Source organism: Aquitalea sp. S1-19 (assembly GCF_024343515.1).
The window spans coordinates 1-11,882 of the sequence record NZ_RJTZ01000099.1 but is presented as its reverse complement, the minus strand read 5'-3'; the positions used below and the strand labels follow the sequence as shown (position 1 = coordinate 11,882).

At 56.0% G+C, this 11,882-nt stretch carries 11 protein-coding genes and 1 tRNA gene; 2 read left to right on the top strand and 10 right to left on the bottom strand.

Annotated elements, in window-relative coordinates; translation table 11 throughout:
• Positions 1–15 precede the first annotated feature (15 nt).
• The 6 genes from EGI20_RS13775 to EGI20_RS13750 form a co-directional block, all read right to left on the bottom strand.
• On the bottom strand, positions 16–285 hold the full coding sequence (locus tag EGI20_RS13775; protein WP_124734539.1) for an HU family DNA-binding protein: 270 nt from the start codon (positions 283–285) through the stop codon (positions 16–18).
• Between the two features lie 172 nt (positions 286–457).
• A complete protein-coding gene (lon, locus tag EGI20_RS13770; RefSeq protein WP_498632152.1) occupies positions 458–2,872 on the bottom strand; it encodes an endopeptidase La in 2,415 nt (804 codons plus the stop codon).
• Positions 2,873–3,003: 131 nt separating this feature from the next.
• On the bottom strand, positions 3,004–4,281 hold the full coding sequence (clpX, locus tag EGI20_RS13765) for an ATP-dependent Clp protease ATP-binding subunit ClpX (protein ID WP_124734541.1): 1,278 nt from the start codon (positions 4,279–4,281) through the stop codon (positions 3,004–3,006).
• A 17-nt stretch (positions 4,282–4,298) separates the two neighbouring features.
• Positions 4,299–4,916 (bottom strand): ATP-dependent Clp endopeptidase proteolytic subunit ClpP, encoded by a 618-nt coding sequence (gene clpP, locus EGI20_RS13760; RefSeq protein ID WP_220789403.1) that lies wholly within the window; start codon positions 4,914–4,916, stop codon positions 4,299–4,301.
• A 32-nt stretch (positions 4,917–4,948) separates the two neighbouring features.
• Positions 4,949–6,256: a trigger factor gene (gene tig / locus EGI20_RS13755; protein WP_498632150.1), complete on the bottom strand. Its 1,308-nt coding sequence runs from the start codon at positions 6,254–6,256 to the stop codon at positions 4,949–4,951.
• 297 nt (positions 6,257–6,553) lie between these two features.
• Positions 6,554–6,638 (bottom strand) — tRNA-Leu (locus tag EGI20_RS13750).
• A gap of 158 nt (positions 6,639–6,796) precedes the next feature.
• On the opposite strand from EGI20_RS13750, the gene EGI20_RS13745 reads away from it, so the two are divergent.
• Together EGI20_RS13745 and EGI20_RS13740 are read left to right on the top strand one after the other, a co-directional pair.
• Positions 6,797–7,486: a Bax inhibitor-1/YccA family protein gene (locus tag EGI20_RS13745; protein ID WP_124734543.1), complete on the top strand. Its 690-nt coding sequence runs from the start codon at positions 6,797–6,799 to the stop codon at positions 7,484–7,486.
• Positions 7,487–7,861: 375 nt separating this feature from the next.
• A complete protein-coding gene (locus EGI20_RS13740) occupies positions 7,862–8,407 on the top strand; it encodes a hypothetical protein (RefSeq protein WP_498632149.1) in 546 nt (181 codons plus the stop codon).
• A gap of 29 nt (positions 8,408–8,436) precedes the next feature.
• Here the strand turns inward: EGI20_RS13740 and EGI20_RS13735 are convergent, their stop codons facing one another.
• From EGI20_RS13735 to EGI20_RS13720, 4 genes are all read right to left on the bottom strand, one after another.
• Entirely contained in the window at positions 8,437–8,775 is a 339-nt protein-coding gene (locus EGI20_RS13735; RefSeq protein WP_498632147.1) for a YegP family protein, read from the bottom strand.
• 103 nt (positions 8,776–8,878) lie between these two features.
• The gene (locus EGI20_RS13730) at positions 8,879–9,661 is read right to left on the bottom strand and encodes a TrmH family RNA methyltransferase (RefSeq protein ID WP_498632146.1); all 783 of its coding nucleotides are present in this window, start codon (positions 9,659–9,661) and stop codon (positions 8,879–8,881) included.
• Positions 9,662–9,664: 3 nt separating this feature from the next.
• Positions 9,665–10,993, bottom strand: coding sequence for a histidine kinase (locus EGI20_RS13725; RefSeq protein WP_498632145.1), 1,329 nt, complete (start codon positions 10,991–10,993; stop codon positions 9,665–9,667).
• Complete coding sequence (locus EGI20_RS13720) at positions 10,983–11,675, bottom strand: class I SAM-dependent methyltransferase (RefSeq protein WP_498630735.1); 693 nt, start codon at positions 11,673–11,675, stop codon at positions 10,983–10,985. The genes EGI20_RS13725 and EGI20_RS13720 overlap by 11 nt, the downstream gene beginning before the upstream one ends.
• Positions 11,676–11,882: the final 207 nt, after the last annotated feature.

The window sequence follows — 11,882 nt, the reverse complement described above, 5'->3', positions numbered from 1 at the left end:
CAGGCATGCAACTGTTTACAGTGCATCCTTGAGTGCCTTGCCGGCACGGAACTTCGGGGTACGGGCGGCAGGAATGGTGATGGTTTCACCAGTCTTAGGATTGCGACCGCTACGCTCGGCACGTTCGCCTACGTAGAAAGTACCAAAACCGACCAGCGTGACATCATCGCCGTTTTTCAGGGTATCGGTTACAGCAACAATTACACCGTCCAGCGCTTTGGCAGCAGCTGCCTTGGAAATGTCGGCATGGGCTGCGATGGCATCGATCAGTTCAGACTTGTTCACGTTAAGTCCCCTTTCATCATTCTTCGGAATACGTAGTATGCGGCAAAACCGCCTGATTTATAGCAAGGCTGAAATCCTTGTGTCAAGCGGCCTCCCGAGGGTAGCCCCGGGCAAAAAAGCGGCCTGACACGAGGTATTTCATGCGCTTTTAAACTCTTTCCGACGCCTTGAATCAGTGCGTCACGACGGACTGATTCTGCACGGCGTCCGCTGATGGCGACATATTGGCAGACGTTGCATCCTCTGACAACGCCTCAGGCATTCTTTCCAGCGCCAAAGCCAATACCTGATCTATCCATTTGACTGGATGGATCTCCAGCTTGCCCTTGATATTCGCTGGAATTTCAACGAGATCCTTCACATTGCCATGCGGGATCAGCACCTGCTTGATGCCGCCACGGTGCGCCGCCAAAAGTTTCTCTTTGAGGCCGCCAATTGGCAACACTTCACCGCGCAAGGTGATTTCGCCTGTCATGGCCACATCGGCGCGCACCGGAATTCCGGTCAGCACCGACACAATGGCCGTGGTCATGGCGATGCCCGCAGATGGCCCATCCTTGGGGGTTGCACCCTCGGGAACATGTATGTGCATGTCGCGTTTTTCATAGAAATCCGGCTTGATGCCCAGCGATGCAGCACGGCTTCTGACCACGCTCAGCGCCGCCGTGATCGATTCCTGCATCACTTCGCCCAGCTGGCCGGTGCGTATGATGTTGCCCTTTCCTGGCAAGGCCACCGCCTCGATCGTCAGCAATTCTCCGCCCACTTCGGTCCAGGCAAGACCCGTTACCTGCCCCAGACGGTTCTCCTCTTCGGCCAAACCATAGTCGAATCGGCGCACACCCAGATACTTGTCGAGGTTATCAGCATCGACCGTCACCTTGCCGGCTTTGTCTTTTTTCTGCAACTGTGCCATCACCACCTTACGGCAGATTTTGGCGATTTCACGATCCAGGCTACGTACACCGGCTTCACGCGTGTAGTAACGCACGATATCGCGGATGGCCGTTTCGTGGATCAGCGCCTCGTCCTCGCTCACCCCGTTGTTCTTCATCTGCTTGGGCACCAGATACTTGAGCGCGATATTGATCTTCTCGTCTTCGGTGTAACCGGACAGACGGATAATCTCCATACGGTCCAGCAGCGCCGGAGGAATATTCAGCGAGTTGGCGGTCGCGACAAACATCACATCCGACAGATCGTACTCAACCTCGGCATAGTGATCGACAAAAGCATGATTTTGCTCCGGGTCCAGCACCTCCAGCAGTGCCGACGACGGGTCGCCACGGAAGTCGGCACCCAGCTTGTCTACCTCATCCAGCAGGAACAGCGGGTTTTTCACGCCGACCTTGGTCATGTTCTGCAACACCTTGCCCGGCATGGAACCGATATAGGTACGGCGATGCCCGCGGATTTCAGCCTCGTCGCGCACACCACCCAAAGCCATACGTACGAACTTGCGTCCGGTAGCACGGGCAATCGACTGCCCAAGAGAGGTCTTGCCCACGCCCGGCGGCCCCACCAGGCACAGGATAGGCGCTTTGAGGCGATCGACACGCTGTTGTACCGAGAGATACTCGAGAATGCGCTCCTTGACCTTTTCCAGCCCAAAGTGATCCTCGTTCAGGACATCGTCGGCATGTTCGATATCCTTGCTGATCTTGGTTTTCTTTTTCCACGGCAGATCAAGCAGGGTGTCGATATAGGTACGCACCACCGTTGCCTCGGCCGACATCGGCGACATCAGCGACAGTTTCTTGAGTTCGGCGGTCACCTTTTCGCGTGCCTCCTTGCTCATGCCGGAGGCCTTGATGCGTTTTTCCAGCTCTTCGGTCTCGCCGCCTTCTTCCAGTTCGCCCAGCTCTTTCTGAATGGCCTTGACCTGCTCGTTCAGGTAATACTCGCGCTGGCTCTTTTCCATCTGGCGCTTGACGCGACCACGGATGCGCTTCTCGACTTGCAGAATATCGATTTCGCCTTCCAGTTGTGACAGCAGATGCTCGAGTCGTGCCTGCACCTCGAGAATTTCCAGCACTTCCTGCTTCTGCTCGATTTTCAGCGGCAGATGCGCCACCACAGTATCGGCCAGGCGCCCGGCCTGTTCGATGCCTGCCAGCGAAGTCATGACTTCGGGCGGTATTTTCTTGTTGAGTTTGACGTACTGTTCGAACTGGTTGAGCAAAGCGCGGCGCATGGCTTCGACTTCGGTCGAGTCCGCCGGCTCAGGCGCCACAGGCGAGACGGTCGCAACAAAGCAATCCTCCTCTTCCCGGACATCCTTCACATAGGCGCGCTGGCGCCCTTCTACCAGTACCTTGACCGTACCGTCCGGCAGCTTGAGCATTTGCAGCACAGAGGCAACGGTACCAATTTCATACAGATCTTCAGGCGCAGGCTCATCCTTGGAGGCGGAGCGCTGGGCAACCAGCAGGATCTGCTTGCCTTCGTCCATCGCGACTTCCAGTGCGCGGATAGACTTGGCTCGACCGACGAACAGCGGGATAACCATATGGGGGAAGACCACCACATCGCGCAGCGGCAACAGCGGCAATGCGGTTTCTTCGTGAAGTTCGGCGCTCTGGGACATATTTCCTGACCATGGCTAAATGGATATTAATAGAGCAGAAATGGGGGAGCACATGCGCATTTCAAGCACCCCGGCTGTCAGCCCCAAATAAAAAACCGCCCTGAAGGGCGGTTTTGTCATGTTCAACCGTTTCAGGCAGACTGGGCCAGCCCGTCATCTGCCTCGCGGTAGATGAACAAGGGTTTATCGCCCTTTTCTATCACTTTCTCGTCAACCACAACCTTTTCCACGTTCTGCATCGAAGGCAGTTCATACATGGTATCCAGCAAGGCGCGTTCGAGAATGGAGCGCAAACCGCGGGCACCCGTCTTGCGTATCATCGCCTGCTTGGCGATCACGCGCAATGCAGATGGACGCAACTCCAGTTCCACGCCTTCCATGGCGAACAGTTTCTGATACTGCTTGCTCAGCGCATTACGCGGCTGGGTCAAAATGGTGACCAGCGCTTCTTCGTCCAGCTCTTCCAGCGTCGTCACGACCGGCAGACGACCGATCAGTTCAGGAATCAGACCAAACTTGATCAGGTCCTCCGGCTCCACTTCCTTGAACAAGGTAGAAACGCTCTTGCCTTCATCCTTGGACGAGACTTCGGCGCCGAAACCGATTCCACCCTTTTCCGAGCGACGGCGGATAATCTTCTCCAGCCCGTCAAACGCACCGCCACACACAAACAGGATGTTGGTGGTGTCGATCTGGATGAACTCCTGATTCGGATGCTTGCGGCCACCTTGCGGCGGAATCGAAGCGACCGTACCTTCGATCAGTTTCAGCAGAGCCTGCTGCACGCCTTCACCCGATACATCGCGGGTAATGGAAGGGTTTTCCGACTTGCGCGAAATCTTGTCGATCTCGTCGATGTAGACGATACCGCGCTGCGCCTTCTCGACATCGTAATCACACTTTTGCAGCAGCTTCTGGATGATGTGTTCTACATCCTCCCCCACATAACCTGCTTCGGTCAGTGTGGTTGCATCCGCGATCACAAAAGGCACATCCAGCAATTTGGCCAGCGTCTGCGCCAGCAGCGTCTTGCCGGAACCGGTCGGGCCGATCAAGAGAATATTACTCTTGGACAGTTCAACCTCATCCTTCACCACCGGCGTGTACAGACGCTTGTAATGGTTGTACACGGCGACCGCCAGCGATTTTTTGGCCATATCCTGACCAATGACATGCTGGTCAAGCGCTTCGCGGATTTCCTGCGGTGCAGGCAGCTTGCGTTCTTCACTCTCGCCGGAGGCTTCGATCGATTTCTGGTCGAGCTCCTCGATAATGATATCGTCACACAAGCGCACGCACTCGTTGCAAATATAGACCTGGGGGCCGGCTATCAAGCGCTGCACTTCATGCTGGCTTTTGCCGCAGAAAGAGCAGTACAAGAGTTTTTCGCCGCTCGATTTTTCAGACATGCATACTATCCGTCAGCTTAAGCCACCACGTCCTTGCGGGACGTCAGTACCTTGTCAATAAGTCCGTAGGCGCACGCTTGTTCGGCCGACATGAAATTGTCGCGCTCGGTGTCGCGTTCTACCTGCTCGACGTCCTTGCCGGTATGCAAGGCCATCAATTCATTCATCAGCGCCTTGATCTTCAAAAGTTCACGCGCATGAATTTCGATATCTGTTGCCTGGCCAGACAAACCGCCAATCAATGGCTGGTGAATCATGACCCGGCTATGAGCCAGCGCATAACGCTTGCCCTTGGTGCCGGCAGACAGCAGGAATGCACCCATGCTGGCTGCCTGACCGATACACAGGGTCGATACATCAGGCTTGATGAAATTCATCGTGTCGTAAATCGACATGCCTGCCGTAATCGAACCACCCGGCGAATTGATATAAAGGTAAATATCCTTGTCCGGGTTTTCCGACTCAAGGAACAACATCTGCGCGACGACCAGATTGGCCGACTCGTCGTTTACGGGGCCCACCAGGAACACGATACGTTCCTTGAGCAGGCGCGAGTAGATATCGTAAGCGCGTTCGCCACGCCCACTTTGCTCTACCACCATAGGTACCAGGCCCAAGGCCCGGGGATCCATCATCGACATGATTCGGCCTCTCTGGTCAGTCATTATCAGGCGTTGTTGCCCATCAGTGCATCAAACGCAACTTCTTTCTCTACCACTTTAGCCTGCGAAAGCACAAACTCTACGACGTTGTCTTCGAGAACCATGGAGGTCGGGCCTTCCATGCGCTCTGCACTTTCCGCGTACCACTTGGCCACTTCTTCCGGATGCTCGTAGCTATCGGCAAACTCGGCGATCATGGCGTTAACCTGTTCCGGCTTGGCTTCCAGCTTGTTGGCTTCAACGACAGCCGACAGGATCAGACCCAGTGCCACACGGCGCTCGGCCTGTGCAGTAAAGAGCTCAGCCGGGAAAGGCATGTCCTTGATATTCATACCACGCTGTTGCAGATCCTGGCGAGCCTGATCCATCAGACGGCCAACTTCCAGCTCAACCAACGACTTAGGCAAGTCGATCTTGGTCGCGTCCAGCAGCGCCTGCATCACGTTTTCCTTGGTGCGGCTAGCCAGACGACGCTTCACTTCGCGTGCTACGTTCTTGCTGATTTCGGCGCGCATTTTTTCAACGTCGCCATCGGCCACACCCAGCGCCTTGGCAAAGTCGGCATCGATAGCCGGCAGTTGCGCTTCGGACACGTTTTTAACGGTGATTTCGAACACGGCAGTTTTGCCGGCTACGTCTTTACCGTGATAATCCTCAGGGAAAGCCACTTCGATCGACTTGGTTTCGCCTTCTTTCAGACCGGTCACACCGGCTTCGAAGTCAGCCAGCATCTGGCCCTGGCCCAAGACGAAAGCGTGGTTTTCAGCCGAACCGCCAGCGAACAATACGCCATCGATCGAGCCTTTGAAGTCGATAATCACGCGATCGCCTTCGGCAGCCGCGCGGTCAACATAGTTGAAACGGGTGCGCTGCTTACGCAGGATTTCGATGGTCTGTTCGATCTGCTCGTCGCCCACTGGGGTAACCGGCTTTTCGATTTCAGCAGCGGTCAGATCACCTACGACCACTTCCGGGAACACTTCGAATACGGCGGAGAACTTGAAGTTCTCCAGATCGGCGCTTTCCTGAGCCGCTTCAAAACGCGGGTAGCCGGCAATGCGCTGCTTTTCCTGTGCAACGGCAACATAGAAGCTCTGCTGAACCTGCTCGCCGATCACTTCTTCACGGATCTGCGGGCCGTAGTTAGCTTCAACAATCTTGAACGGCGCCTTGCCCGGGCGGAAACCCTGAATCTTGGCGCTGCGGGCTGCGCGCTTGAGGCGTTCTGTTACCTTGGCATCGATCTCGGTCATCGGCAGCGCGATGGTGATGCGACGCTCGAGGTTGCTCAACGTTTCCAGCTGAACTTGCATGTTGAATCCTTGATCTTTATACAGGGTTGGAGTGAGCAGGCAGTGCAATCAAACAGACTCCGCCACACAGGTTTACATGCACCGGCACTCACCGGTCACGACAAAACCGCAAAAGCAAAATATATTTCCTGCACAGCCTGCCGCAAAAGTTGGCCAGTATATCATGCCCTATCGGGAAGCTATAAGCCGCAAGCGGCGCTTGCTGCCCCGCAAAGGACAAACAAAAAACCCCGCAAAACGGTACTTGCCGTTTGTGCGGGGCTACTGCCTACAGCACAAGGCTGCAGAATTTATCTATGGTGCGAGGGAAGAGACTCGAACTCTCACAGGTCGCCCCGCTGGAACCTAAATCCAGTGCGTCTACCAATTCCGCCACCCTCGCCTGCCAATGGCGATATCTGCCAAGACAAGAGCGCAATAATAACGCACACTGAAAAATAAGACAAGGTGAATGGCCATATTTCCATCCACAATGGAAACCATTTACCATTAGTAATGTCAGAACCAATTCACACCGCAATACCCAAGGAGAAACACCGTATGCAACAGAACTTTCAGACTACCTACCGCACCAGCACCGAGGTAGGCGCCAGCCATAAGGTTCTGCGCAATACTTATGCGCTGCTGGCTCTGTCGATGATTCCGACCATCATAGGCGCGGTCATCGGCACCAATATGAACTTTGCCTTTATGGCAGGCAGCCCGATCATGTCCAGCCTGATCATGATGGCCATGCTGTACGGCCTGTTTTTTGCCGTAGAAAAGAATCGCGACAGCTCGATGGGCGTCGTCCTGATGATGGTACTCACCCTGTTTATGGGTGTACTGCTCGGACCTTTACTGCAAGTGGCACTCAGCCTGAAAAATGGCGCCCAACTGGTCCTGGTGGCGGGCGGCGCAACTTCGGTGGTCTTTTTCGTGATGGCCGGCATCGCCACCACCACCAAGCGCGACCTGTCCGGGCTTAGCCGCTTCCTGACCGTTGGCGCGGTTGTCCTGATGGTGGCAATGATCGCCAACATCTTCCTGCGCATCCCGGCCATGCAGCTGACCATCTCCGCAGCCTTCGCTCTGTTCAGCTCGCTGATGATCCTGTGGCAGGTCAAGTCCATCGTTGACGGGGGCGAAACCAACTACATTTCTGCTGCACTGACCATTTACATCAGCATCTACAACCTGTTCACCAGCCTGTTGCAGCTTCTGATGGCTTTTGGCGGTCAGCGCGACTAATCAGGTAAATTCAGCAGGCCGGTGCTGCCCGACAAGGGTTGCTCCGGCCTTTTTTATTTACAGGACAGAATAGCCCCCCCCCATTGAGGCGCTCAAGATATGGCAAACACAGACGATAGCAAGTAAAAGCTTACCGAAAGGCAACCCATGCAAGTGCGCCCCTCAACCGAACACCGCATTGCAACGCCACACGGCACAGCACGCAAACACCCTGCCACAACACCTACCAGCCATGCAGCGCCACAGCCCCCGGCTACTGGCACACTCGTCCATGAGCAGCAAAACATTCTGCAAGACACACTCTCCACCGCACTGAACAAGTACATGGCCAAACTGCGCAAACCAGCTGCCGCCGCGCCATCAAATTCAAACCCAATGAATGACATCAGCAAGACCATGCTCAAGGCTCGGATAGAGATGCTACGCAAAATGATGGCACTAGCCGGCAACGACCCGGGCAGCTTGCGGGCACTGGCGCAGCAACTGGCACAAGCGGCACGTGAGCTAAAGTCCCTGAGTGGCGGGAGCGGCAATGCGGCACCCACCCTGCCGCAGCAGCCAGCCATCGCAACACCGGCAGATGGGCAGACAGAGGATGCTGAGGCGACAAGCGTGACTTTGCCAGAAGCCGGAACACTGACGGCAGATCAGGACAATGCCGCAAACAGCCTGGCCGGCGAAGATGAACTGCCAGATGAAAACCAGACGGAAAAATCCGGTGACAACACACCCAAACTGGGGCGCTCAAGCACAGAGATACAGAAGCAAGAAGAAGACCCCGAAATCAAAAAGATGCTGGCAGAACTGAAAAAGATCCGCGACTGGCTAAAACAACAACTTCGCGGCAGCGATGATCCGCAAGCGAAGCAGGCACTCAAGGATGTAGAGCACACCCTGGCTGCGGTTGAAAAAGATGGATAGGGGCACAATCAGCATACCCCATCCAGTCTTTATAGCGCCGTCGTATCGATCACCTGAGCGGTCGGCGCATGATCCAGCAGCGAATCTATTCCCCGCTCCATCGCCGTGGAGGATGAATACATTTCGCTACGCGCCAGCACTTTATCACCGCGCCCCAGCACACTGAAATAAGGATCTCCCACTGTCGAGATCTTGCGGCGGATGCGGGCATCCAGCTTAGGCTCAGATTGCAGGTACTGAGCCGCCTCTATCGCGTGGTGCAAAGAGTCAAACAGCTGGCTGGTCAAAATAATCTGCCCGTTGCCGGCCTTAAGGTTGAACAGATACTTGCCATTTTTGGACTTACTGACCTCAAACTTGCCACTCATCGCACTCTCCTTGTGCACGGTGCAGATGATGAATATCACCGTCAACCAATACCCAATATAGATTACGATTGATCACAAATCACCCTGTAACACTACAGAACAATTAGCGCTGCAATTGGCGCACCCGCTCAAACAGGCAGATCGTGGCGGCCATCGCGACATTCAGCGACTCGGCGTGCCCCGGCATCGGAATGCGTACACGGACGTCAGACAGGCCAACCAAGGCATCCGACACTCCGGCACCCTCATTACCCAAGACCAGCGCAATCGGTCCGGACAAATCCTGCCCGTAAAGCGAAGTACTTCCTGCCAGATGCGTTACCAGTTTACGCCCGGTAAAAGCGGCCAATTCTGCGGCAAGATCGGCGCCTTCATGAATGGACAATGCAAAATGCGCCCCCATGCCCGAGCGCAACACCTTGGGGGAAAACACATCGACACAGCCTTTGGACAGATAGACCTCACGCACATCGGCTGCGGCGGCCGAGCGCAGAATCGTGCCTAGATTGCCCGGATCCTGAATGTCTTCCAACAGCAGGCGGCTGGCGTCCTCCTGCGGCTTGCTCGCCTCGGGACGCGGGCAAACTGCCAACACCTCGGGCGCGCTAGATAGCGCCGTCACCTTGGCAAACACGCCCCGCGCCACCTGAATACACTCACTTGCCGAAGGCAAGCGCGCCAACAAAGCCTGCACATCGGATCGCTGCGCGGCATCTTCGTTGACAAAAACCATTGTCGGCACCAGCGCAACATCCAGCGCAGCCTCAAGCAGATGAATCCCCTCCAGTACCATCTGCCGGCTCTTGCGCCGCTCGCGTACATTTTGCACCAGTCGTGCCAATTGCTTGAGGTCTTCGTTACTTGCCGAGCTGATAATCTTTTGCATACGTCAGAATGATAAACCGGCCACCCGGGTGGCCAGTAATTTGAATTGTTGATAGCAGGCATCGTCAATGGCGCGCCCGGAGCCGGCATTATCGACCACAAACAGGCCCAGCGGCCGGCCTTCTGCATAAACCGACAGCAAGGCGACATCATTTCCACTCAATGCCGACAACCAGGCATCGGCGTATTTCACCTGCAAGCGCGCATGCAGCGCTGACGTCAGCAAAAAACCCTGCGGCCGGCCAAGCAGCAAAGCCGGCAAGCCATCCGGCTTCATCAGCGGCATTTTCTGCAATAGCACATCGCCAGACTTAAGACCAATCTGGAACTGCAAACGCAAAGTATCACCCGCTTCATTCAAGCGATAAAACAACACGCGCTCGAACCCCAGATCATTAGCCAAATGGCGCAAGGCGCTTCGTATAGCCAGATCGGTACGCGCAGTCACATCCAGCGAGGGCGGCAAGCATGGCTCATCGGCTAGCGGAATATCCCCTTCCATAGCCAAAAAACGGCGGGCAGCAAAAGTATAAGCCGGTGCCTGCGGGTTGCGTGCCACCTGCAAAACGGCATGCACTACGGCCTGATAAGCCTCGGAATAGGTTGCGCCCATCAAATGAGCGGCCGCCGAAACCCCCGCCTGCCACGCAGGACGCCACCACCCCTGATCCAGTCCCTCGGCACAAGCAACGGCAAGTTTAAGCAACTGCCGATGCCGGCCAGGCACACCACTACCCAGCAGCGCATTTAAACCCTCAGGCAAAGGCATGCGCTGGATAAACGCAGCCAAGAGCGGCGGATAATCCATGGCGAATTGCTCTGCCATCTGCTGTAGCGCCGGTTTTTTTAGCCGCTGCTGATGCTGCAACAGATACAAACATGCCGGCAAGTTGTAAATCTCGGCGGCAACAAAGCTGTCTTCGACCTTATGCTCCCCTGCAAGGGACAGCCAGGCTTTGACAATCAGCGCAGCGATGCGCGCACGCCCCAGCAGGGCGGCCACCTCCTCCTGCACGGCAAACTCATGCCTGTCTGCAGGTTCAGGCCAGGCCGTCAACTGGCGATAACGCATCATAATGCGCTCACTGCCCACCACCATCAGCATCTGCTCGACCGCAGGCAAGCTGCCACTACGTTGCAAGGCGGTGGAGGTCGCCATCAGGCGCAACAAATCCAGCAGCAAAAACGGATCGGACAAAGTCAGATTGGCCAGCACCTCGAAACGTAAGCGTTCGCTACCACGCGCCAGCTCCTGCCGTATACGCGCATGCGTTTGCGGCAGGACAGGCCAGCGCTGGGCAGCAATAGAGGCCAGCCAAGTGTCAAGTTGCACGGGGATGACGCCAGATAAGAAGCTCGCGCTGCAAAGGCCCGGATAAAGCCAGAACTTCATTGGCAGGCACGCCCGGAATGGCAAAGGTATTGCTGATCAACACTGCATCAGTGCCCGCACCCGCACTAAACACCTGCCACAGCCGCGGCATAGGGGCGGGGGAAAGAAAGGCGTAGACCACATCATACTCGCCCCATTTTGCCTGCCAAAAACTGCCATAGCATAGCTTGGCATTGACCGGAGAGCCGGCCAGACGCCAGCGCAAACGTGCCACCAGGTAGGGCAAGCAGGCATTCTCCATACCGACCACCTCAATATCTGGCCGCAGGCGCGCCAACAGCAACACCGCCCGGCCATCACCACTGCCAGCATCAAGCACACGCGCACCTGGGGGCAGCCATGTGGAGAGCACCCGACAAGCCTCGCCTGACGACAGGTAAAACGGCACCCGCTCAAATAAGGCATTGCGTGAAAGGCCAAAAGTCAGCGCCGCGGCCAACGCATATGACCAAGCCGGAAGATCCAGCCACAACGCCAACACCAGCAAGGGAAACAGACAGGCAGAGAACAGCGCAGCAAGCACAGTAAGACGGAACAGGCGCGCCAACAGCAATACGATGCCTGCTTGCAGCGCACACCAGGCAAGCGGCTGCGTGGCCGGCGCATAGACCAACCACGCCATGACAGCAGCCGACAGGACAAGCAACGCAGCTCGCATCAGCAACACGATCAGTGTTCGCTGCCGGCCGCAGTTGCGACAGGCTCCGATGCCACGTCAGCAGCCGTATGTTGCGCAGCGCTTAAGCCATCACTACGTATACGGTCGACCGCATCATCATTCAGAATCACAATGGCAATACGGCGGTTTTCCGGGCTGAACTGGTTTTGC

Excerpts from the sequence above, each read along its gene's own strand:
- EGI20_RS13745 (WP_124734543.1), top strand. The coding sequence starts at position 6,797 with ATGCAACAGAACTTTCAGACTACCTACCGCACCAGCACCGAGGTAGGC.
- EGI20_RS13740 (WP_498632149.1), top strand. The coding sequence starts at position 7,862 with ATGAATGACATCAGCAAGACCATGCTCAAGGCTCGGATAGAGATGCTA.
- EGI20_RS13720 (WP_498630735.1), bottom strand. The coding sequence starts at position 11,675 with ATGGCGTGGTTGGTCTATGCGCCGGCCACGCAGCCGCTTGCCTGGTGT.
- EGI20_RS13730 (WP_498632146.1), bottom strand. The coding sequence starts at position 9,661 with ATGCAAAAGATTATCAGCTCGGCAAGTAACGAAGACCTCAAGCAATTG.
- tig (WP_498632150.1), bottom strand. The coding sequence starts at position 6,256 with ATGCAAGTTCAGCTGGAAACGTTGAGCAACCTCGAGCGTCGCATCACC.
- clpP (WP_220789403.1), bottom strand. The coding sequence starts at position 4,916 with ATGATGGATCCCCGGGCCTTGGGCCTGGTACCTATGGTGGTAGAGCAA.
- clpX (WP_124734541.1), bottom strand. The coding sequence starts at position 4,281 with ATGTCTGAAAAATCGAGCGGCGAAAAACTCTTGTACTGCTCTTTCTGC.
- EGI20_RS13735 (WP_498632147.1), bottom strand. The coding sequence starts at position 8,775 with ATGAGTGGCAAGTTTGAGGTCAGTAAGTCCAAAAATGGCAAGTATCTG.
- lon (WP_498632152.1), bottom strand. The coding sequence starts at position 2,872 with ATGTCCCAGAGCGCCGAACTTCACGAAGAAACCGCATTGCCGCTGTTG.